This window comes from Streptomyces sp. NPDC047081, from assembly GCF_040643775.1.
Lineage (GTDB): Bacteria > Actinomycetota > Actinomycetes > Streptomycetales > Streptomycetaceae > Streptomyces.
Map to the genome: position 1 here is coordinate 69,180 of NZ_JBEYUY010000016.1, position 22,118 is coordinate 91,297.

Below are 22,118 nucleotides of genomic sequence, written 5' to 3' on the forward strand. Positions count from 1 at the left end.
AAGAGGTGAGCAACGGACCGTACGCAACGCCCGTGTTGACGAAGGTAGGTTCGGGTGCGAGCGTGGTCAAACCTCGCATGTCAGACGGCCGCCACGCACCCGGAATCGAGCCCTCCTGCATGACCGTCCCCACCCTCCTCGTCCTGGACGCCGAACCCCTCCCCCGCCTCGGCAGACTCACCGGGCGCGCCCGTATCGAGCACGCGGACGCCTCGACGCTCGCCGAGCGGCTGCCGCACGCCGACGTCCTGCTGGTGTGGGACTTCGCGTCACGGGCGGTACGGAGCGCCTGGCCGGGCGAGGGGCCCCGGCCGCGCTGGGTGCACACGGCGAGCGCGGGCGTGGACCATCTGATGTGTCCGGAGCTCGCCGCCTCCGACACGGTCGTCACCAACGCGCGCGGCATCTTCGACCAGCCCATCGCCGAGTACGTCGCCGCCCTCGTCCTGGCCATGGCCAAGGACCTGCCGACCACCTGGGAGCTGCAGCGGGCGCGCACCTGGCGGCACCGTGAGTCGCAGCGGGTGGCGGGCACCCGCGCGGTCGTGGTCGGCTCGGGGCCGATCGGCCGGACGATCGCCCGCACCCTCAAGGCCCTCGACATCACCACGGCCCTCGTCGGCCGCACCCCGCACACCGGCATCCACGGCCCCGACGACCTCAACCGCCTCATAGCCCGCGCCGACTGGGTGATCGCGGCGGCCCCGCTGACCGAGCAGACCTACGGCATGTTCGACGCGCGCCGCTTCGGCGTGATGCAGCCCTCCGCCCGGTTCATCAACATCGGGCGCGGCGGTCTGGTGGTCGAGGACGCGCTCGCCGAGGCACTGGCCAAGCGGTGGATCGCGGGCGCCGCCCTGGACGTCTTCGAGCACGAACCCCTCACCCCGGACAGCCCGTTGTGGGAGGTCCCGGGCCTGATCGTGTCCCCGCACATGAGCGGCGACACGATCGGCTGGCGGGACGAACTCGGGACGCAGTTCGTGGAGTTGTACGAGCGGTGGGCGGCGGGCCGGCCGCTGGTGAACGTGGTGGACAAGAAACGCGGGTACGTACCTGGACGCTGAGCCGCCGAACCGCTGAACCGCCGAGCGCTGGAGGGCAGATGACGGACGCCGACCTGACCGGGCTGACCGCCGTACGACTCGTCGAGGGGTACCGCAAGGGAGAGTTCAGTCCGGAGGAGGCCACCCGCGCGGTGCTGGAACGCGCCGAGCGGATCCAGCCGGAGGTGAACGCCTTCGTGCGGCTGCTGGCCGAGGAGGCGCTCGCGCAGGCCCGGGAGTCGACCGAGCGGTGGCGGCGCGGGGAGCCCAAGGGACTGGTGGACGGGGTCCCGACCACGGTGAAGGACATCATCCTGCTGCGCGGCGCACCGACGCTCAAGGGCTCCAAGACGATCTGGGAGAAGGGGAGTTGGGACGAGGACGCCCCTTCCGTCGCCCGGTTGCGCGAGCACGGCGCGGTGTTCGTCGGCAAGACCACGACCCCGGAGTTCGGGTGGAAGGGCGTCACGGACTCGCCGCTGTCCGGGGTGACCCGCAACCCGCACGACCCGTCGCGTACCGCGGGCGGCTCCAGCGGGGGCGCCGCGGCGGCCGTGGCGCTCGGTGCGGGGCCTCTGGCTCTCGGCACCGACGGGGGTGGCAGTGTCCGTATCCCGGCCGCCTTCTGCGGGATCTTCGCGCTGAAGCCGACGTACGGGCGGGTGCCGCTGTATCCGGCGAGCGCGTTCGGGACGCTCGCGCACGTGGGGCCGATGACCCGGGACGCGGCGGATGCGGCGCTGCTGCTCGACGTGATCGGGGCGCCGGACGCGCGGGACTGGTCGGCGCTGGACGCGGCGCCGGGGCCGTTCTCGACCGGGCTCGCGGCGGGCGTGCGCGGACTGCGGATCGCGTATTCCCCCTCGCTCGGCGGGCAGGTGGCCGTGCAGCCGCAGGTCGCGGCGGCCGTGCGGCGCGGGGTGGAGCGGCTGGCGGAGCTCGGCGCGTACGTCACCGAGGCCGACCCGGACTTCACCGACCCGGTGGACGCCTTCCACACCCTGTGGTTCTCCGGGGCGGCGAGGGTGACCCAGCAACTGGGGCCGCATCAGCGGGAGTTGCTGGACCCCGGGCTGAGGGAGATCAGCGGGATCGGCGCCCGCCACTCGGCACTCGACTATCTCGCCGCGGTGGACGTCCGTATGGACCTCGGCCGCCGGATGGGCGCCTTCCACGAGTCCTACGACCTCCTCGTCACCCCGACCCTGCCGATCACGGCGTTCGAGGCGGGCGCCGAGGTGCCGAAGGGGTCCGGCTTCCGCCGCTGGACGGGCTGGACGCCGTTCACATACCCCTTCAACCTGACCCAGCAGCCGGCGGCGACCGTCCCGGTGGGGGTGGACGCGGACGGTCTGCCGGTCGGCCTCCAGCTGGTGGCCGCCCGGCACCGGGACGACCTGGTGCTGCGGGCGGCGCACGCGCTGTTCGAGGCCGAGGCCGCGGGAACGTCGCGCTCTCCTTTGCATTTCGGCGCGGGCAGCGGACTGGCCGGGTCTTCCCCTTCCTAGCTCGGACCGGGGTGCGGTTGAGTGATCGGGGGTCTCGGGCGGAGCCCCAGGGAATAAAACGGAGAGTGCCTCCTGTTAGCCAGGCGCGCATGCGGCGTCGTACCAAACAGGAGGCATTCACCGTGACGGCAGACGAGATCCGCGGGACCGCGCTCGGCAGCGCCCCCGTCCCCCTCTCCGTACTGGACCTGGTGACGGTCGGCGCGGGCAGTACCGCCACCGACGCCCTGCGCACCAGCGTCGCGCTGTCCCGGTTCACGGAGTCCCGCGGGTTCCACCGCTACTGGGTCGCCGAGCACCACTCCATGCCCGGCGTCGCCTCCTCCTCGCCCGCCGTGATCCTGGCCCACCTCGCCGCCCACACCGACCGCATCCGGCTCGGCTCCGGCGGCGTGATGCTGCCCAACCACGCGCCCCTGGTGATCGCCGAGCAGTTCGGCACCCTGGAGGCGATGGCCCCCGGCCGCATCGACCTGGGCCTGGGCCGCGCCCCCGGCACCGACGGAGCCACCGCCGCCGCCCTGCGCCGCACCGACACCCTGAACGAGGGCGCCGACGACTTCCCCCAGCAGCTCGTCGAGCTGACCCGCTTCCTGGACGACGACTTCCCCGACGGCCACCCCTACCGCCGTATCCACGCGATCCCCGGCCCCATCCAGGCGACCACTCCCGGCGGCGTCCAGTCCCCGCACCGCCCGCCGGTCTGGCTGCTCGGCTCCTCCGGCTTCAGCGCCCGTCTCGCCGCCGCCCTCGGCCTGCCCTTCGCCTTCGCGCACCACTTCTCCGCGCAGAACACCGTCCCGGCCCTGGAGCTCTACCGCGAGTCCTTCCGCCCCTCCGAGGTCCTCGACGAGCCCTACGCCCTCATCGGCGTCTCCACCCTCGCCGCCGACGACGAGCGCGAGGCGCGCCGCCAGGTGCGGGCCACCGCCCTGAACATGATCCGGCTGCGCACCGGCCGCCCCGGTCTCTTCCCCGACCCGGACGAGGCCGAGAAGCACGAATTCACCCCGTACGAGGAGGAGTTCGTGCGGTCCTGGGGCGGCAACATCGTGCACGGCACCGCCGAGGAGGTCCGCGACGGCCTGGACGCCCTCCAGAAGCGCACCGGCGCCGACGAGTTGATGCTCACCTCGCACGCCCACCGCGGCGAACTGCGCCTGCGCTCCTACGAACTGATCGCGGACGCCTACGGGTTGCCGACCGCCGAGGTCTCGCTCGGCTGATTCCCCATCAGCTCGGAGATACGATCCGGCGACACCGGCCGCGAGTACAGCCACCCCTGGCCGGTGTCGCAGCCGATGCTGCGAAGCCGGGTGGCCTGCGCGGACGTCTCCACGCACTCCGCGGTGACGGTCAGCCCCAGCCGGTGGGCGAGCTGGATCATCGCCTCGACGACGACCTCGTCGGCCGGGTTCGGCGGCGCGGCCTCGTCGCTGCGGCCCTCGTACTGGAAGCCCCGTACGAAGGAACCGTCCAACTTCAGGACGGAGACCGGAAGTCGGCTCAGGTACGCCAGGTTCGAGTAGCCGGTGCCGAAGTCGTCGATCGCGATGCGCACGCCCATCTCGCTGAGCGCCTGCAGGGCCTGGAGGGGGCGGCCCGCCGAGCCCATCACGGCCGACTCCGTCAGCTCCAACTGGAGGAGATGCGGGGCGAGTCCGGTCTCCGCGAGGGTCTGTGCCACGTCCGCCACGAGGTCCGAGTCCCAGACCTGACGGACCGCCACGTTCACGCTCACGAACAGCGGCGGCTCGTCCGGGTGGTCGAGTTGCCAGCGGCGCGCCTGGCGGCAGGCGGTGACCAGGATCCAGCGGCCGAGCGGGACGATCGAGCCGTCCTCCTCGGCCAGTCCGATGAACCGATTCGGCGTCAGGACGCCGAACTGCGGGTGGTTCCAGCGGATGAGCGCCTCGACGCCGTTGACCCGTCCGTCCTCCATGCCGACCAACGGCTGGTACTCCAGCACGAATTCACCGCGCTCGATGGCGGGGCGCAGGGTGGAGGCGAGGGCCTGGCGGGTCATGCGGTGGGCGTTGCGCTCCGGGTCGAAGAGCGTCCAGCGGTCCTTGCCGTCGGCCTTCGCCCAGTAGAGCGTCGTATCGGCGGCCTGCATCAGGGCGGTTGGCGTGGTGCCCGCCGCATGCCGTTCGACGACCCCGATCGACGCGGACACCGACAGCCGCTGCCCGGCGAGGTCGAACGGCGCCTGCACGGCCTTCAGTACGGACTCGGCGAGGTCGGCCAGCTGCTCCGTGCCCGTGGAGTCCTCGACCAGCAGCGCGAACTCGTCGCCGCCCAGTCTCGCCACCAGCGGCGCGCTGGCTCTGGCGTAACCGGCCTCGTCGGCGCACCGGGTGAGGCGTTCGGCGACGGCGGCGAGCAGCCGGTCGCCGACCCGGTGGCCGAGCGTGTCGTTGATCGCCTTGAAGCCGTCGAGGTCCAGATAGCACAGGCCGATCCGCCCGGTCCCGCTCTCCTCGTACGAGCCCGCCTCCAGCGCGGCCGTCAGCCGCTCGAAGAACAGTGTGCGGTTGGGCAGCCGGGTCACCGGGTCGTGCATCTGCAAGTGCCGCAGCCGGCCCTGGAGTTCGCGCTGGGCGCTGATGTCGGTGACGGAGAGCAGGATGCCGTCCTCCGGCCCGGGCAGGGGGGTGACGGTGACCTGGACCCAGACCGACTGGCCGTCGGGGTGCTTGAGCCGCCGGGTGCAGCGCAGGCGGGCCTCGCGGCCGCGCAGCACCTCGCAGTAGGCGTGCCAGGTGCGCGCGTCGGACGCCAGGTCCACCAGGTCCGCGCCGATCCGCCCCACCAGCGCCGCGGCGGGGCTGCCGAGCAGCGCGCCGAAGCCGTCGTTGGCGGTCACCACCAGACCCTCGCGGTCGACGACCGCCATGGCGAGGGGCGCGGCCGCGAAGACCGAGCGGTACGGCGGTGGTTCGGCACCGACGGCCGCGTAGATGTCACTCTCTGTTACGGCGCCCCGGTCGAGGTCTGCCGCGGGCGCCGGCCCTTCGGACGTTCCGCTCACCGCTAGCTCCCGCAGTGCACTCGATCGCTGTCCGTGCAGGAAAGTGTGCCGATCATAGAGGCAGACCCGAGGGCCTTCCAGCCACCATCCAGTGTCCCGGATGGAGCGGCACTTCTGACAGATCGTTTCTGCCCGCAGCTGGGCGGGTTCTTGGGCCCCCCGACCACTTGTGACGTTCCGTGAGCGATTCGGGGGTGTCGGGCCTGACGGCCTTTCGGGTGGCTCACTCTTCTGGGGCAGACAAACAGGGCGTAGTACGACAATCCAACACAGGCTGGGTGCGGTGTCCCGCGAACCGCTCCCGGAGGTCCCTGTGCCGCGTCAGTTCCCCCTCAAAACCTTCAGGGGCTCCCGACTGCGCAGCACGGCCGCCGTGTGCACCACCCTGTCCGCACTCGCGGCGACCTCGCTGATCACCGGCCCCTCGGTGGCCGAACCCTTCTCCGCCGGCCCCTGCGCCCTCCAGCGGACCGAGGCCCACCACTCGGAGGGCCTCGACACCTGGAACACCGCCTATCCGCGCCCGGTCCGCCGGCTGGACGCGGTGATGGTCTTCCTGTCCTTCCCGGACTCGGCCCCGCGCACCACCCCGGCCCAGCTGACCGCCGATCACTTCCCGGCCACCAGCCGCTTCTTCGAGCGCGCCTCCTACGGCAGGTTCACCCTGCGCCCGCATCCGCTCTGGCACTGGATCCGGATGCCGAAGCCCTCCACCGCGTACGCCATACAGCGCGACTGGAGACCCGAGGACCGCGCCGCCTACCTGCGCGACGCGCTCGCCGCGGCCGATCCCGAGGTCGACTTCTCCCGCTACGACGTCGTCTACTTCGTCGCCGACCCGGACGCGCCCGGCGTGGACTCGGACGCCACCAAGGTCGTCAACCTCGACACCCCGCTGCGGGCCGACGGCACGGACGTGCGCCGGGTCGTCACCGTCTTCGAGAAACACCCGCCGGACCGGCTGGTCCTCGCCCACGAGACCGGCCACGTCTTTGACCTGCCCGACCTCTACCACCGGCCGGTGGACGGCAAGGGCGACTGGGACACGTACGTCGGCGACTGGGACCTGATGGGCAGCCAGTTCGGACTGGCCCCCGACCTCTTCGGCTGGCACAAGTGGAAGCTGGGGTGGCTGGAACCGCGCCAGGTGGTGTGCGTACGGGACCCGGGCACCACCCGGCTGACGCTGGAGCCGCTCGGCGCGGGACCGGGCCTGCCGGTGACGGGCGCAGCCGGTGCGCCCGCCTTCGGGCTCGGCCACGGCACCAAGCTCGCGGTCGTACGCACCGGCCCCGACAGCGTGCTCGCCTTCGAGGCGCGCGGCCCGGTCGGCAACGACGCGGCGACCTGCCGTTCCGGCGTCCTCGTCTACCGCGTCCGCAGCGGCGCCCAGTCCGGCGACGGCCCCGTCCAGGTGATCGACGCCCACCCGCACACCGAGGCCTGCTGGGAGAACTCCGTCTACCCGCCCCTGGCCGACGCCCCGGTCGCCCTCGGCGAGAGCTTCACGGTGCCGGGCACGAAGGTGCGCGTGGAGGCGGAGGGGCGGACGGCTTCGGGGGCGTGGACGGTGAAGATCACGGTGGGGTGAGTGCGGGCAGGCCCGGCTGGCGGAGCGTCAGGCCGGCACTGTCTCCCTCAGCGAGGCGAGCAGTTCGGTTCCGTCGGGGACGCCCAGTCCGGTGCAGGCGTCCCAGCCGGGGCCGGCCCGGAAGTCACCGTTCGAACCCACCGTGATGTCCCGGAACCCGCGGGTGGTGTGTCCGGGTGTGACGTCGGCGTACAGCAGAGGCTGGAGCAGGCCGATCGGCCGGCCGAGCGCCTCGACCAGTCGGCAGGTCAGCGCCGCCCAGAGCGGGGCGACGGCGCTGGTGCCACCTATGACCAGTTGCTGACCGTCCACCAGCACCAGGTAACCGGTGGCCGGGTCGGCGACGCCCGACACATCCGGAACGCCACGGCCGGGCGCGCCTCCGTCGGTCGGCACGCCGGCGTTGGTCTGCCAGGCCGGAAGGCTGAACGCCTCGCTGACTCCGCCGCCGGTGGCGCCGCCTCCGTGGCCGCCCCACACCCTTTCGCTGTGCACGGCCCCGGTGCCGGGGTCGGCGTCCAGGCGGGTGCCTCCGCAGGCCAGGGCGTGCGGGCTGGACGCCGGGAAGTCGGTGTGCGGCAGGCCGTCGCCGACACCGTCCTCGCTGCCGTCGTCACCGGCCGCGACGCACACCGTCACACCGAGCGCCGCTGCGTCGGCGAGGGCCTCGTCGAACACCGTGCGGGCCTGATCGGTCCAGAAGATCTCCGGCATGCCCCAGCTGATGCTCAGCGCGGCCGGCGTCGGGGTCGCGTGGACGGCGGTGCTCACCGCGTCGACGAAACCCTGGTCGTCGTTGTGCGCGAAGTACACCTTCTGGTGGGCGCCGGGTGCCATCGCGCCCGCGACCTCGATGTCCAGCAGCACTTCCCCGTCGGCGCCGTCCGGATCCGCGCCCGGCACGTTGTGGCCGGTTCCGACGCTCACCATGGTCACCAGGGGTGTCGGCACGCCGAGTGAGGTGAAGTACGTCTCCAGTTCGGCGGGGTCGGCGCCGCCGCCCAGTTCGACGACGGCCAGGATCTGGCCACTGCCGTCGGTGCCGGGCGGGAACCTGTACACCTTGGCGAGCTCGTTCGGTTTGTACGAGGTCCGGTGGCTTCGGGCGTGGGCGCGCCGCAGCCGGGGGCGGGCCTGGGGCCGGTCGTCCAGTCCGAGCACGGCGATGACCACGCCGTCCAGCTCGGCGGGCACATGCAGCGGGCCCTCGCGGTGACGGTGCTCGATGGGCGCCCCGCCCGTGGGGTCCGGGCTCGACGCCCGGGACAGCCGGACCCCGAAGGCCGCGGCCATCTCGTCCGCGGTACCGGTCACCTTGGCGCGCCGGGATGCCAGGTCGACATGGGTGACCCGCAGGCCATGGCGACCCAGCACCTCGCGCACCAGGTCCGCGTCGGCCGGGTCGGCGCCGTACTGCTGGGCCAGCTCGGCCTGCGAGATCGTTCCGGTCCCGACGATCAGATCGTGGGGGACCTCCGCTCGGCGGCGCAGCACGACCATGGCCTCGATGGGCGTCGAGCCGTCAACGGGGCCGACGCGGCGTGCCTTTGGCGCGGCGGAGCGTTCACTGCCAGGAAGGGTGACAAATTGGTCGCTCATATCACAATTGTCGCCCTGGGGCGCAGCGACTCGCACATCGAAGGGCCCGCCGACGCTCTGGCCGAACCCCGTCGCCAAAACGACCAAGGGCGCTCTCCCGAAAGGAGAACGCCCTTGGTTGCAGATGGTGCGCCGCCAGGGACTCGAACCCCGGACCCGCTGATTAAGAGTCAGCTGCTCTAACCAACTGAGCTAGCGGCGCCTGCTGACGTCGTAGACCTTAGCATCCTGATCCGGAGAGGACGAAATCGATATCCGTACGGCCGCGCGGGCCGCCCGCACGGCCGCCCACAGCAGGATTTCCGGGCCCGGGAGCCAGGGGTGGCGGGTGTCCGGGGCGACCAGCCAGCGGCAGTCGGCGGAGGTCGGCGCGGGGGTGCCGAGCAGGGACGGGACGGTCACCGCGTCGCCGTTGCCGTGGCAGAGCAGCGGCGGGATCGCGCCGGTGCGGCCGAACTCCTCCCACTGCAGCAGCGAGGGCAGCCGCTGGGCCGTGCCGGGCGCGGCGAAGAGCAGCATCCGGCCCCGGAACGCGGCGACGGGGCCGGACCCGGGGCCGTCGTCCCACAGGCGGTCGATCATCCGGCGGCCGAAGACCGCGGGGGCGTTGACGACGTCGAAGACGGCACCGCAGGGCAGGACGACCGGGGCCTCGGGGCGCTCCTCCCAGAGGGCGAGCGTGCTGCGCGGATACGTTCCTGCGGAGGCGAGCCAGGAGGCTCCGTCCGGGGTGACACCGCTGATGTCGAAACGGTCGCTGCTCATGGCATCTACATCTACCGGGCGTGAACGTTCCGTTCCTGAGAGTTGCCGGAATTCGGGACAACGGCGGGCGGGGAGGGGTATCTTGCCCACCTGGCATATGCCAGACCGAAATGATGCGTGTTCACACCGGGTCGGCCGAGCCGTGGCCGCCCTCCGCGCCGCTGAGCAGGTCGCGGCCGAACTCGACCATCTTCTTGGCGTAGTCCTCGGTCCACTCGGCGCGCTCGGCGATGTCCGCGGGCGTCAGCCGGTCGAAGCGACGGGGGTCGGCGAGCTGCGCGGCGGCCATCGCCTGGAACTCCACCGCTCGGTCCGCCGCGGCGCGGAAGGCGAGCGTCAGCTCCGTCGCGCGGGCGAGCAGGGCGCGGGGGTCGTCGATCGACTCCAGGTCGAAGAAGTGCTCGGGATCGGCCGCCACCTCCGCGGGCTCGAAGAGCAGGGGCGCGGGGCGCAGCCGCGGTTCGTTCCGACGCGGCGTCTGCTCCGCCATGTCTTCTCCTCCTCGTTGGTTCACGCTCGCGGGTTCACGGGCCACCGTCCATTGTCTCGCGCCCGTGCAAGAGGGCCGCGAGACCGCAGAAATCCCACCCCCGGCCCCCCCGCCTCCGCCCTCTCAAGGCGCCCAGGCGACCCGATGTTCCCCCAGCCGCGCCAACACCGCGTGATTCGCCTCCCAACCGTCCGGGCTGTATTCATTGGCCGCCTCCGGCGGCGTGCCGGCCTCCGTCCGGCGAATGGGCGGTGTTACGGCTGGCATCGCTGGTTCGCTCACCCCGGCCAGCTCACCCGATGTTCCCCGAGCCGCGCCAACACCGCGTGATTCGCCTCCCAACCGTCCGGGAACTTCACGAGGGTTCCCAGCTGGACCGGTTCCGTGGACGGGTAGTCGTCCAGGAGGTCGGTCACGCCTGCTCGGCAGATCACGATGCAGGCGTGCCGGTGGCGGGAGGCCAGGACGCACAGGCGACCCGTCTCCAGGTGGAACGCCGTGGCGTCGGGGCGGCCGGAGAGCGGGTGCAGGACGACCGTGACGTCGTACTCGCGGCCCTGGAGGCGGTTGGCCGTGTCGACGGTGACTTCCGTGACGCCGAGTTCCGCGAGGGCCGCGCGGACCGAGGACGCCTGGTCGCGGTGGGCCGTACCCACGGCGATGCGGTCGGCGGTGAGCGGGGCGGGGTCGGCCGAGCGCTCCGATGTCGCCGCGCCGCCTCGGTCCAGCAGGCGTCGTACCACCGTCGCCACCGCCCGTACCGCCTCCGGGTCCGTGCGCGGGGTGTGCCGGGCGGGCAGCTCCAGCAGGCCCCAGCCGGACTCCGCGGCCTCGTCGATGACCCGGTCGGGGCCCGAGCCGTCGGACGGGACGGCGAAGGTGAGCCGGCGGTCGTCGTGGCCCGTGCCGCTGCGGAACGGCGTGTACGGGTAGAACGCGTCCGAGACCAGCGGCGCCGCCGACGCCGGCAGCCGCCACGAGACCGGGAGGCGGTGCTGCGGCAGCTCGGGGTTGTGGGCCAGGAGGGTGGTGACCGCGGAGGCCGACGGGTCGTACGACAGCCCCGCCCACTGCTCGCTGCCGACGATCGCGAACGGGTCGAGCTGGCCCGGGTCGCCCACGAACAGCGCCCGCTCGAAGAGGCCGGCCACGGCCAGCAGCGAGTCCGAGCGCATCTGGTACGCCTCGTCGACGATCGCGTGCCGCCACGGCTCGTCGACCTTCACATGCGCCCACTTGGCGGCCGTGGAGATCACCACCGAGAGGCCGGTGAGCTCGGCCGCCTTCGCCGACTTGCGTACGTTCGGCAGGTCGTCGAGCGCCTTGTCGTACGGGTCGGCGTCACTGCTGTGCAGCCGGCCGACCGGCAGCTCCGGGTTCTTCTCGGCGAGCCGCAGTACGAGGTCGTCGACCTGGGCGTTCGTCTGCGCGACCACCATCAACGGGCGCCCCGCGTCGGCCAGTTCGAGCGCGGCCCGTACGACGAGCGTGGACTTGCCGGCGCCGGGCGGGGAGTCCACGACCACGCCCCGGTGGGTGCCGTGCAGGGTGTCGTGGAGGATCTCGGCGGTGGCGCGGGAGGCCTCGGCACCGGGGTCGAAAGCGCCGGGGCGGGAGGCGCCGGGGCCGGAAAGGTCGGTCACAGGACGTCCTCCGCGGTCACGGGGTCGGCGGACTCGGGCGCGGCGGCGGTCCCACCGGGCGGCCCTCCGTGCGTCCACGGCGTCGCCTCCGGGTCGGGCAGCTTGGGGCCGCCGCGCTGCTCGTGCTCGAAGAGCGTGAAGCAGAGCCGGTCGCCCTTCTCGGGCACGGACCCTGCCTCGGGCTCCTTGCCGCGGCCCATCTTGTCGAGGACACGCAGCACCACCACGGCGCCGTCCTCCTCGTAGCCGACGAACTCCGCCGACTGCGGCTTCCCGTCCAGCGTGCGGTACACCTTCGCCCGCTCGCCCAGATGCGGCCGGTCGTCCGTCCGTACGGTGACCAGCGGGCGCGGGCTGGGCCGCTTGCTCTCGCTGTACGCCATCACCACGTCCGTGACCTCGCCCGCGAACGCCTCCCCGGACAGCCGCCGCCCGGCCATCACCAGCGGATCGTCGAGGGCCTCCTGCGCCTCCAGGCGGGCCTGCTCGCGCTCGCGCGAGGCCAGCTTGTTCGCGGCGGTCACCGCGTCGTCGCGGCGCGGCTGCGGGGGCTCGCCGGCCGTGATCCGGTCGCGGTGGGCCGTGAACGACCAGCGGTCGCGGGTCCACCGCTCCTCGACGTGCGCGCCGGCCGGCAGGGCCCGCAGCAGATCGATGCCGTCCCAGACCTTCTCCCAGGTCGGCCGGGTGCGGCTGTCGACGAGCTCACGGATCTCCCGCTCGGCGGCGGTCAGTTGACCGAGCCGGTCGTCGGCCTCCAGGCCGTCCTCGGCGGTGGCGAGGGCGGTACGCGCGCGGTCGTAGCGCTCGAAGGCCGGGGCGAGGAGCTTGTTGTCGAAGGCCGGGTCGGTGGCAGGGCCGGCGGGCGGGCACAGCAGCTGGCCGCGCGGGTCGCGGGCGAGCTCGGCGTGCAGCGCCGCCTCCGCGCCGGTCATGCCCTCCGGCGGGGCGATCCAGGCGAGCAGCGCGCCCAGGTGCTGGTCCTCCAGGTTCGACTGGCCCGTCGCCCAGTGCCGGGACAGGACGTCGGTCATCGCGAGCAGCAGCGACGAGCCGGGGACGCGGGCCCGCTCCCCGTAGTGCGTCAGCCAGCGGCCGAGCAGCGGCACGCGCGGGGGCGCGGGATACGGCGTCTCCGGGTCCTGCTCCGCCGTACGCCTGAAGCGCATGGAGCGGCCGAGGAGCCGTACGAAGTCGACGCCGGTGCGGCTGGGCACGATCAACTGCGGGGCGTCCGCGCACAGTTCGACCTCGACCTTGACCCGCTTACCGGTCTCGGGATCGGTCTCGTTGCGCTCGGCGGCCTCCACGTCCTCGGCGTACGTGTCGATGTACGGCAGCACGACGTCCGCGAGCTCGGCCAGGAACGCGAACCGCAGATCCCGGTCGCGCGGCTGCGGCACGACGAGCAGCCGCGGCGCGTCCCGCTCGGTCCCGACGAGCGCGCCGAGCGGGGCCCCGGCCTCACCGGCGGTGGTGAGCGGCACGAACACGAGGGGCCGGTCGGAGAGGTGCCGGTGCCGGACGGTCGCGGCGGGCTGGGCACGCCCGGCGGTGACGGCTTCGAGCCGGGCGAGGGTGGAGATCAGGGACATGGGGTGACCTCCGGGCGTTGGGGGGTCGCAGGGATGGGTGTAGTCATCGGACCGCACCTCCCGCCATCGCTGCTGCGAGCGCCTCCGCCCGCAGCCCCGCCGCCCGTCGCAGCGCCGCCACCGCCGGGTCCTCCGGGTCGCCGGTCTCGCCGCGGGCGGCCGACAGCACGTCCTCGGTCGTCGTCAGGCCGCCCAGTTCCGCGCGGATCGAGCGGCCCAGGGTCGTGACCGCTCCGGACTCGCGGGAGCGGGCTCGGCAGTGGAAGGCCAGTTCGCAGGCCGACAGGCACTCGGGGGCGTAGGTCGCGGGGACCGACTCGACCGCTGCCGTCAGCTCGGGCGTGGGCAGGTCCGGGGAGAAGCAGGTGCCGTCGGGGAGGGCGTCGGCGATGTCCTCGATGCGGGTGAGGCGGGCCAGCTGGCGGCCGGTGACCGCGCGCTGCTTGCGGACGTCGACGGCCGAGGCGGTCGGGAGGTTGGAGAAGTCCTTCGGGCAGACCAGGAGCACCCGGTGGCGTACCTCGGGGGCCGGGTCGAGGCGGGCGGCGACCTCCTCCAGTGCCAGCACGTACACCGCCGCCTGCCGGGCCGCCGCGCCCACCTTCGCCGGGTCGGCCGAACCGTCCAGCATCGGGAAGGACTTGATCTCGACGACCGTCCAGCTGCCGTCGGGGTGGACGACCACCGCGTCCGGCTCCAGGAAGGCGGGGGAGCCGGCCACGTCGAGCGCGAGCATCGGGTGGTCCAGCAGAGTCCAGGTGCCCGGCGCCTCGGTCGCCTCGCGCAGCGCCAGCGCCGTACGGGCCGTACGCCCCTCGGGGCCGATCGCGGAGAGGTCGGGCACGGCCGCGTCGGCGGGCGGCTCGGCACGGCGGTCCAGCTTCTCGTGCACCAGCCGCAGCAGTTCCGCGCCGCCGTCCGCCTTGACCTTCGCCTCGAACGCGTTGCCCCGCGTCAGCGCGAACTGCGACTGCCCGAAGGCCGACGGGGAGCCCAGCGCGCTCGCCAGCGCCGTCTTGTCCACCCCGGCGCCGTCCAGGATCGCGCGCCGCCTGCAGCCAGGGTTGGCGGCGAGGGCCGCGAGGGCGCGCGCGTCGAGGGCCTTGGCCGGGACGTCGGGACCGCGCAGCTCAGCGAGCCGCTGCCGGAGCGCCTTCCCCCGCGTCCGTGGGAGAGGCACTCGGCGGGGCTCCGGATCCGGCCCGGGACTCGCGCTGCCGTGGAAATCGCTCACCCGTGGAAGTCTGGCATCCGGCACTGACAATTGAGGAACCTGCGACCTGAGAGCCCCCTGCGCCGAACGGCAGCTGCGCCCTGATCAGGTCCGCGACCCGCATCATGTACGGCGTCAGGAACAGGCCGACGCCCATCACGGCCGCGCCCGCCACCGCGTCCAGGAAGTAGTGGTTCGCGGTGCCCATGACCACGATCGTGGTCAGCAGCGGGTAGGCCACGGCGGCGACCCTGGTCGTACGCGTCCTGCCGTACCGCCACAGCATGACCCCGCACCACAGCGCCCAGCCCACGTGCAGGCTCGGCATGGCGGCGTACTGGTTCGTCATGCCGGCCAGGCCCTTCGGCGCGCTGGCCGCGCCGCCCCACCAGCCGTACGAGCTGTACTGGGCCATCGTGTCGACGAAGCCGTGGCCCGCCGAGAGCAGTCGGGGCGGGCAGGTCGGGAGCAGGGTGAAGCCGATCAGGCCGATGAAGGTGGACGTCATCAGCCAGGTGCGGGCCGCCCGGTAGTGCACGGCACGCGCGCGGAAGAGCCAGATCAGGATCGCCGGGGTGACCAGGTAGTGCAGCGACGCGTACCAGAAGTCGGCCGGGACACCGAGCCAGGCCTCGCGGGTGAAGAGCCGGTTGAGCGGGTGCTCGGCGTTGATGTGCAGGAACTTCTCGATGCGCAGGATCGCCAGACCGTGGTCGACGGCGCCGTCGGTCTCGCCGCGCGCGAACAGCCGGCCGGCCGAGTAACAGGCGTACACGAGCAGGATCAGCGGCAGCTCGGTCCACCAGCGCAGGCGGGTGCGTGGGGCTGCAGCCTCGGTGCCCGGTGTCGTCTCGGTCTTCGGCATCCGATCGCCTCCCCCTTCATTGTCTCGCGCGGCGCCCGGAGATCCGGTCGAGCCACTGTACGGCGTATGTGCACGCCCCCGTGGGGCGCCCCCGGCCCTCAAAGACGCAGAGATCGACCGCCGGGTTGCCCCAGGACAGGGTGCGCGATGATGGACGGGTTCCGCCTGTGTTTTCTTCTGTGTCCTCTTCCGGAAGGGGTCGTTCTCCCATGGCACCGCGCATCCTGCTGGCCCGGCACGGACAGACCGAGTGGTCGCTGTCCGGCAAGCACACGGGCCGGACGGACGTGCCGCTGCTGGAGGAGGGCCGGCGCGGGGCCAAGCTGCTCGGCGAGCGGCTGCACCGGACTCCTTTCGACGGCCTTCCGGGGGTCGAGGTGCGCACCAGTCCGCTGGCACGCGCGCGTGAGACGTGCGAGCTCGCCGGGTTCGGGGAGCGTGCGGCCGTATGGGACACGCTCATGGAGTGGGACTACGGGGCGTACGAGGGCATGACGCCGGACGAGATCCAGGGCGTGCGCCCGGGGTGGCTGATCTGGCGGGACGGGGTGCCGGAGGGGGAGTCACTGGCCGAGGTGACCGCCCGCGCCGACGAGGTGGTGACCTGGGCGCGGTCGGCGGACCGGGACGTGCTCGTGTTCGCCCACGGGCACATCCTGCGGTCGATCGGGGCGCGATGGCTGGGGCTGCCGATCGACTTCGCCGCGCGGATCCGGCTGAACCCGACGTCCCTGTCCATGCTGGGCTGGGCATACGGCGAACCGGCCATCGAGAGCTGGAACGACCTGGGGCATCTGGTCTGACCGCCGCCGGTCACGCCGTGCGCGGCAGTGAGGCGTGCCGCTCCAGGAACGCCGACACCCCCGACGCCCGCCGGTGCGGCAGCAGGACGCGCGCCGTCCCGGCCAGCATGGTCTGGATTCTGGACGACTGGACCTGGTCCAGCAGGTCCAGCACGCGCATGCCCGCCGCCGCGGCCTCGTCCGGGCGCCCGCCGCGTGCCAGGTCGTCCGCGAGTTCCGCCGTGTAGAGGGCGATGTTGCGGCTGAAGTGCGCGTCCTGGAGCTGCGCGGCCCGGCGCGCGTGCCGGGCGGCGCGCGGCCAGTCGCCGAGCGTCGACCAGCACTGCGCCTCCAGGCCCTCCAGCTCGGCCTCGCCGTAGAAGCTCATCCACTCGGGGTCGGCGTCCGAGGTGCCCCGGTCGTAGAGGGCCTGCGCGCGGGCCAGCGCCTGCTCGCAGCCGGTGCGGTCGGCGAGCCCCGCCCAGCCGCCCGCCTCGCGCAGCGCGAGCAGCGACATCAGCCGGGCCGAGCCCAGCGGGCGCGCGACGCGCTGCGCGGCCTGCGCGGCCCGCACCGCCTCCCGCGGCCGCCCCGCGTCGCGCGCGAGGAAGGCGGTGTTGCAGAAGGCGTGCGCCTCCAGGGCGTCGTCCCCGGTCATCCGGGCGGTGGCGAGCGCCTCCGCGTAGTGCGAGCGGGCGTCGTCGAACCGGCCCGAGTCGTGCGCCAGCCAGCCCACCGAGATGGCGAGTTCACCGGCGCCCGAGTGCAGCCGATCCGCGGTCGTCTGCCGGGTCGCGCCGGCGTCCAGGAGCGCGTAGGCGGCGCGCAAGGGCTCGGACGCGCGCCGGTACAGGCCGTCCGCGCCGTGCCGGTCGTCCAGCAGCCGGATTCTGCGTACGGCCTCTTCCAGCGCGTACGCGTCGCTCGTCCCGGGGCGGCGCACGGGACGTCCCGCCGCCGCGGCGTCGAAGGCGAGCCCGATGGGGCCCAGCGAGGCGGCGGCCACGGTGGCGCCCCCGCCGGTCATGAATGCGCGACGTAGCACGTCGCTCTCCTCGTTGTCGTGCGTCTCGTGCTTCTCGTGGTCCTGCGTGTCATACGGCTCGTACGCCCCCGGTGTCTCACCTGGCGCATATGCCCGGCTCGTTGGGTGAACGGGGGGCGCGTCCTCGGCCGCGTGCGCCCGGCGTCCGCGTACGGACGAGCGGGGCGCGAAGCCCAGGTCGGTGAGCGTGCGGCCGGGGAACATGTGCAGGAACACCCGTTCGTACGCGTAGTTGGGGCAGCGGATCTCGCCCGCCTCCACTCGGCCGACGTACCGCGCGTCACAGCTGACCCGCTCACCGATCTCGCGTGCCGCCCGGCGTACCGCGGCGGCGAACTCGGCCGGGGAGCGCCGGCCGCGCAGCTGCCGGAAGGCGAGGTTCGGCCGCGGTGGCCGGGTGGTCTGGGACGAAGTCACCTTTGACGACGCCATGGCCGGGTCCTCTCGTGCGAACCGTCGAACCATGCCGGAATTGAGGTGAGTTGTTCGTGTGCCACCCTGTTTCCGGCGGGCAAGAACGTACCTGCTGTGTCGGACCCGCCACGCAGGGTTTGGCTACAAACCGGATATCTCATCCGGGATCCGCCATGAACTGCCATCCTTTGCGGCGGACTTCCGCCGTAGCCGTTGACACGCGCGTGCGTTGAACTCTGTGGACCGGGAGCCGCCCGAACTCCCGACCCGCTTCGTTCAAGGAGGGGTTCCGTGGTGGAGGCCGGGATGGAGACGACGCCATTGACGTCGGCGGGGCACGCGCCGACCCCCGAGCACAGCGCGCCACCCCTGCCCGGGGGCGCGTGCGACCTGGTCACCGTGCCGGCCCGGCAGGGTCTGGAGGCCGTCGACATCCTGCGCCGCGGGGCCTGTGAGGCGGTCGGGCCGGTCCTGCACGACGACGGCTGCGACACCCTGGGCTTCCTCGTCCCGCCCGGCACGGCGGCGGGCTGGGACGTGCCGGGCAGCACCTGTACGGAGACCGACGGGCGGGGGCTGACCCTGAACCCCGAGCCTCCCGTCGAGGGCTCCGACTGGCTCCTCCCACCCGGCGAGGCCGACCTGGCGACCGATCCGGCGGTGCTGCGCGCGGCGCTGGGCGAGGCGGCGCGGATGATCGAGGCGGCGGACGGCTGCCGGTGAGGTCGAGTGAGCGGGTCCGTCCTTCGCCGCCGATAATGGCCCAATGGGAAAGTCCAGGAACCCCCGGCGCGGCGCGGCGGCCGTAGAAGCCGTCGTCGAGGCCGTCGATGGCGGGCTCGCCGAGCTCATACCCGACCGGGACCGGGCGCGGGCCTGGACGCTGCTGATCGACGGGGCGCCGCAGTCGCACGTCGACCTGGACGACCCCACGTACCTCTCCTTCGAGTACCAGCGCCGCCTCGGCCACGTCATCGACCTCGTCGCGCCGTCCGGCAGGCCCGTCCACGCCGTGCACCTCGGCGGGGGCGCCCTCACGCTCGCCCGTTACGTCGCCGCCACCCGCCCCCGCTCCACCCAGCAGGTCGTCGAACGCGACGCGGCCCTCGTCCAACTGGTCCGCCGCGAGCTGCCGTTGGACCCGAACGCCCGCATCCGGGTGCGCGCCGTGGACGCCCGCGAGGGGCTGGCCAAGGTCCTCGACGGCTGGGCCGACCTCGTCATCGCCGATGTCTTCAGCGGTGCCCGCACCCCCGCCCACCTCACCTCGACCGAGTTCCTGGACGAGGTCCGCCGCGTCCTGCGCCCCGGCGGTCTCTACGCCGCCAACCTCGCCGACGGCCCCCCGCTCGCCCACCTGCGCGGCCAGATCGCCACCGCCGCAGCCCGCTTCCCCGAGCTCGCCCTGGTCGCCGACCCGACGGTGCTGCGCGGCAAACGCTTCGGCAACGCCGTCCTGGTCGCCTCCGACAGCCCGCTCCCGACCCCGGAACTGACCCGCCGGGCCGCCTCCGACCCCCACCCCGGCCGGGTCGAACACGGCCGCGCCCTGCTGGACTTCACGGGCGGGGCGACCCCGGTCACGGACGCGGCGGCGGTCGCCTCACCGGCCCCGCCGGCGTCGGTGTTCCGCTAGCCGCCTCCGCGTCTAGTAGTTCCCCACGTCCACCCGCGGCGGCCCGTCGTGCCAGGTGCAGATCACCGAGACCTTGTCCGTGCCCGAGGTGAACTCCACGCGGATCCAGGTGTCCGTCTTCCACGTCTGCATCGACCAGCCGGTGGCCGGCGTCGCCATCACGAGCGACGCGGACGTCTCCCCGAGATCGAACACCACCCGCCCGCCGTCGGTGTCGTAACTCTTGACCTGGCCGGAGGCGGTGGGGGACGCGGTGGGCGTGGGGCTCTGCGCCGGGGTCTTCGAGGGCGTGGGCGTGGGTGTCGCGGACGGCCTGCTCTTCGGGGTCCTCGACGGTGAGGGGCGGGTGGTCGACGACGACAGTGGCTTCGACTCCTGTGTGGTCGCGTCCGCCGCCGTGATCGGCAGGGCGCGCGGCGGGTCGTACGCCGTGCCCGCCATCACCGTGTGGACGCCCCACCACGACAGCGTGACCGCCGCGCCCGTGGCGAGCGACCAAGCCAGTACGTGTACGAGTCCTCTGCGCATCGCCGGTCATACTGCCTCACGCGTCCCACCCGCCGCACCCGTCCAGAGTTATCCACAGCCCTTACCCGCAGCCGCCGGGAGTTGTCCACAGGCCCGGATGCGGCTCGCCCGCATGGCGTACGGTGCCGCGCATGGCAAGTGTGCTCGTGGTCGAGGACGACCAGTTCGTACGTTCGGCGCTGATCCGGCACCTGACCGATGCCGCGCACATCGTGCGCAGTGTGGGGACGGCGCTGGAGGCGCTGCGCGAGGTCGCCCATTTCCGTTTCGACGTGGTCATCCTCGACCTCGGTCTGCCCGACCTGGACGGGTCCGAGGCGCTGAAGATGCTGCGCGGGATCACGGACGTGCCTGTGATCATCGCCACCGCCCGGGACGACGAGACGGAAATCGTCCGGCTGCTGAACGCGGGCGCGGACGACTACCTGACCAAGCCGTTCTCGGTCGAGCACCTGTCGGCGAGGATGGCGGCCGTCCTACGACGCTCCCGCACCGTCCCCGGTGACGCCCCGCCCTCCTCCGTGCTGCGCGTCGGCGGCCTCACCGTCGACCCGCTGCGCCGCCAGGCCGAGCTGGACGGCGTCCGGCTCGACCTCACCCGGCGCGAGTTCGACCTGCTCGCCTTCCTGGCCGGCCGCCCCGGAGTCGTCGTACCGCGCAAGGAGCTCCTCGCCGAGGTGTGGCAGCAGTCGTACGGCGACGACCAGACCATCGACGTCCATCTGTCGTGGCTGCGGCGGAAGTTGGGCGAGACCGCGGCCCGGCCGCGCTATCTGCACACTCTGCGCGGTGTCGGAGTGAAGCTGGAGCCGCCGGGCGGGGAGGGGGCGCGATGAGGTGGGCGCTGGTCAAGGTCTGTCTGGCGGTCACCGCCATGGTCGTGGTCGCCTTCGCGGTGCCGCTCGGCCTGGTCATCAAGGAGATGGCCCGGGACCGCGCGTTCTCGAACGCCGAGCGGGAGGCCGCCGCGGTCGCCCCGGCGCTGTCCATCACCACCGAGCGCGACCAGCTGGAGCGGGTCGTCGCCTCGGCCGGCTCGGACTCCGGGATGGCCGTGCACATACCGGCGGCCGGCGGGCAGAAGGCCGTCGACATCGGCAAGCAGCGCGCCGCAGGCAAGGACATCGCGACCGTGCGCAGACTCGGCCGCGCCTCCACCACCGAGGTCTCCGGCGGCTTCACGCTCCTGTCGCCGGTCGCGCTGAGCTCGGGTGCGATCGCGGTCGTCGAGGTGTACGTCCCCGAGGCCGAGGTGAGCAACGGCGTGCACACGGCCTGGGCGGTCCTCGCGGGCGTGGGCCTGGCGTTGATCGTCGGCTCGGTCGCGGTCGCCGACCGGCTGGGCGTGCGGATGGTGCAGCCGGCCCAGCGGCTGGTCGAGGGCGCACATGAACTGGGGGAGGGGAAGCTGGGGGCGAGGGTGCCGGAGGAGGGGCCGAACGAACTGCGGCTGGCCGCCGTGGCGTTCAACTCCATGGCCGACCAGGTTGTACAACTGCTGGCGAATGAGCGGGAGTTGGCGGCGGATCTGTCCCACCGGCTGCGTACGCCGCTGACCGTGCTGCGGTTGAACGCGGCCTCGCTCGGGGACGGGCCGGCCGCCGAGCAGACCCGGGCCGCCGTCGCCCAGCTGGAGCGGGAGGTCGACACGATCATCCGGACCGCGCGGGACGCCAAGCCGCAGACCGCGGCGGCCGGGCCGGGGGCCGGGTGCGACGCGGCGGAGGTGGTGCGGGAGCGGATGGCGTTCTGGTCGGCGCTGGCCGAGGACGAGGGCCGCAAGTGGCGGGTGGCCGGCGCGGACCGGCCGGTGCGGATACCCGTGGCCCGGGCCGACCTCGGGGCCGCGCTCGACGCCCTGCTCGGCAACGTGTTCCGGCACACCGCCGAGGGCACGGCCTTCGCGGTCGACCTGCACAACGGCGAGGACGCGGTGATCGTGCTGGTCTCCGACGCGGGCCCGGGCATATCCGACCCCGAGGCGGCGATGGCCCGCGGCCGCGGCTCGGGCACCGCGGGCTCGACCGGCCTCGGCCTGGACATCGTGCGCAGGCTCGCGGAGGAGACCGGCGGGGACGTACGGATCGGCTCGTCGGTCCTCGGCGGCACGGAGGTGCGGATCTGGATCCAGCTGGACGGGCGGGTGCGGACGCCGGGCGGGCGGGGACACCGGTCGGTGCGGCGGCGCAGGCGCGCGGTCGTCAAGTGAGGCGGTCGCCAGGGGGCCGGCGGGCGAGTGAGGTCCGCGGGGGGAGTGAGGTCCGCGGGCAAATTGGTCTCGACCTTTAACCGTCCCCGATCCCTTCCTTAAGCGCACCCTAAGATCCTCAACCCCCGTCCGGAACAGGCACTTTGCCCGTTTCGGGG

Annotated in this window: 19 protein-coding genes and 1 tRNA gene; 9 read left to right on the forward strand and 11 right to left on the reverse strand. The window is 73.1% G+C overall.

Annotated elements, in window-relative coordinates:
* The first annotated feature begins 119 nt into the window (after window positions 1–119).
* From ABZ848_RS28190 to ABZ848_RS28200, 3 genes are all read left to right on the forward strand, one after another.
* Window positions 120–1,067, forward strand: a complete 948-nt coding sequence (locus tag ABZ848_RS28190; RefSeq protein ID WP_360836344.1) for a D-2-hydroxyacid dehydrogenase — start codon at window positions 120–122, stop codon at window positions 1,065–1,067.
* Window positions 1,068–1,105: 38 nt separating this feature from the next.
* Window positions 1,106–2,554, forward strand: a complete 1,449-nt coding sequence (locus ABZ848_RS28195; protein WP_360836346.1) for an amidase — start codon at window positions 1,106–1,108, stop codon at window positions 2,552–2,554.
* 122 nt (window positions 2,555–2,676) lie between these two features.
* Window positions 2,677–3,780, forward strand: a complete 1,104-nt coding sequence (locus ABZ848_RS28200) for an LLM class flavin-dependent oxidoreductase (RefSeq protein ID WP_360836348.1) — start codon at window positions 2,677–2,679, stop codon at window positions 3,778–3,780.
* Here the strand turns inward: ABZ848_RS28200 and ABZ848_RS28205 are convergent.
* Window positions 3,744–5,585 carry an EAL domain-containing protein gene (locus ABZ848_RS28205; RefSeq protein WP_360836350.1) on the reverse strand — a complete coding sequence of 614 codons (1,842 nt, stop codon included), beginning with the start codon at window positions 5,583–5,585 and terminating at the stop codon, window positions 3,744–3,746. The two genes, ABZ848_RS28200 and ABZ848_RS28205, sit on opposite strands and share 37 nt — an antisense overlap.
* 313 nt (window positions 5,586–5,898) lie before the next feature.
* Between ABZ848_RS28205 and ABZ848_RS28210 the strand changes: the two genes are divergently transcribed.
* Complete coding sequence (locus ABZ848_RS28210) at window positions 5,899–7,176, forward strand: M6 family metalloprotease domain-containing protein (protein ID WP_360836588.1); 1,278 nt, start codon at window positions 5,899–5,901, stop codon at window positions 7,174–7,176.
* Window positions 7,177–7,203: 27 nt separating this feature from the next.
* Here the strand turns inward: ABZ848_RS28210 and ABZ848_RS28215 are convergent, their stop codons facing one another.
* The 8 genes from ABZ848_RS28215 to ABZ848_RS28250 form a co-directional block, all read right to left on the reverse strand.
* The gene (locus ABZ848_RS28215; RefSeq protein ID WP_360836352.1) at window positions 7,204–8,775 is read right to left on the reverse strand and encodes a S53 family peptidase; all 1,572 of its coding nucleotides are present in this window, start codon (window positions 8,773–8,775) and stop codon (window positions 7,204–7,206) included.
* Between the two features lie 125 nt (window positions 8,776–8,900).
* Window positions 8,901–8,977, reverse strand: a tRNA-Lys gene (locus tag ABZ848_RS28220).
* A complete protein-coding gene (locus tag ABZ848_RS28225) occupies window positions 8,968–9,540 on the reverse strand; it encodes a bifunctional DNA primase/polymerase (protein WP_360836354.1) in 573 nt (190 codons plus the stop codon). Before ABZ848_RS28225 ends, ABZ848_RS28220 begins: the two co-directional genes overlap by 10 nt.
* 121 nt (window positions 9,541–9,661) lie before the next feature.
* Complete coding sequence (locus tag ABZ848_RS28230; protein ID WP_360836356.1) at window positions 9,662–10,030, reverse strand: hypothetical protein; 369 nt, start codon at window positions 10,028–10,030, stop codon at window positions 9,662–9,664.
* 278 nt (window positions 10,031–10,308) lie between these two features.
* Window positions 10,309–11,673 carry an AAA domain-containing protein gene (locus ABZ848_RS28235; RefSeq protein ID WP_360836358.1) on the reverse strand — a complete coding sequence of 455 codons (1,365 nt, stop codon included), beginning with the start codon at window positions 11,671–11,673 and terminating at the stop codon, window positions 10,309–10,311.
* Entirely contained in the window at window positions 11,670–13,268 is a 1,599-nt protein-coding gene (locus tag ABZ848_RS28240; protein ID WP_360836360.1) for a hypothetical protein, read from the reverse strand. The genes ABZ848_RS28235 and ABZ848_RS28240 overlap by 4 nt, the downstream gene beginning before the upstream one ends.
* Before the next feature lie 43 nt (window positions 13,269–13,311).
* Window positions 13,312–14,448 carry a hypothetical protein gene (locus ABZ848_RS28245; protein ID WP_360836361.1) on the reverse strand — a complete coding sequence of 379 codons (1,137 nt, stop codon included), beginning with the start codon at window positions 14,446–14,448 and terminating at the stop codon, window positions 13,312–13,314.
* Complete coding sequence (locus ABZ848_RS28250) at window positions 14,399–15,346, reverse strand: phosphatase PAP2 family protein (protein ID WP_360836362.1); 948 nt, start codon at window positions 15,344–15,346, stop codon at window positions 14,399–14,401. The genes ABZ848_RS28245 and ABZ848_RS28250 overlap by 50 nt, the downstream gene beginning before the upstream one ends.
* A gap of 209 nt (window positions 15,347–15,555) precedes the next feature.
* Here ABZ848_RS28250 and ABZ848_RS28255 point away from each other — a divergent pair, with 209 nt between their 5' ends.
* A complete protein-coding gene (locus tag ABZ848_RS28255) occupies window positions 15,556–16,149 on the forward strand; it encodes a histidine phosphatase family protein (RefSeq protein ID WP_360836364.1) in 594 nt (197 codons plus the stop codon).
* Between the two features lie 10 nt (window positions 16,150–16,159).
* On the opposite strand, the gene ABZ848_RS28260 is transcribed toward ABZ848_RS28255, so the two are convergent.
* Window positions 16,160–17,605, reverse strand: coding sequence for a hypothetical protein (locus ABZ848_RS28260; RefSeq protein WP_360836365.1), 1,446 nt, complete (start codon window positions 17,603–17,605; stop codon window positions 16,160–16,162).
* Between the two features lie 273 nt (window positions 17,606–17,878).
* Between ABZ848_RS28260 and ABZ848_RS28265 the strand changes: the two genes are divergently transcribed.
* Window positions 17,879–18,310 (forward strand): hypothetical protein, encoded by a 432-nt coding sequence (locus ABZ848_RS28265; protein WP_360836367.1) that lies wholly within the window; start codon window positions 17,879–17,881, stop codon window positions 18,308–18,310.
* Window positions 18,311–18,353: 43 nt separating this feature from the next.
* Window positions 18,354–19,223, forward strand: a complete 870-nt coding sequence (locus tag ABZ848_RS28270; RefSeq protein WP_360836369.1) for a fused MFS/spermidine synthase — start codon at window positions 18,354–18,356, stop codon at window positions 19,221–19,223.
* A 12-nt stretch (window positions 19,224–19,235) separates the two neighbouring features.
* On the opposite strand, the gene ABZ848_RS28275 is transcribed toward ABZ848_RS28270, so the two are convergent.
* Complete coding sequence (locus tag ABZ848_RS28275; RefSeq protein ID WP_360836370.1) at window positions 19,236–19,751, reverse strand: hypothetical protein; 516 nt, start codon at window positions 19,749–19,751, stop codon at window positions 19,236–19,238.
* A 131-nt stretch (window positions 19,752–19,882) separates the two neighbouring features.
* Here ABZ848_RS28275 and ABZ848_RS28280 point away from each other — a divergent pair, with 131 nt between their 5' ends.
* On the forward strand, window positions 19,883–20,587 hold the full coding sequence (locus tag ABZ848_RS28280) for a response regulator transcription factor (protein WP_360836372.1): 705 nt from the start codon (window positions 19,883–19,885) through the stop codon (window positions 20,585–20,587).
* A complete protein-coding gene (locus ABZ848_RS28285; RefSeq protein WP_360836374.1) occupies window positions 20,584–21,960 on the forward strand; it encodes a HAMP domain-containing sensor histidine kinase in 1,377 nt (458 codons plus the stop codon). The genes ABZ848_RS28280 and ABZ848_RS28285 overlap by 4 nt, the downstream gene beginning before the upstream one ends.
* The last annotated feature ends 158 nt before the right edge of the window (window positions 21,961–22,118 follow it).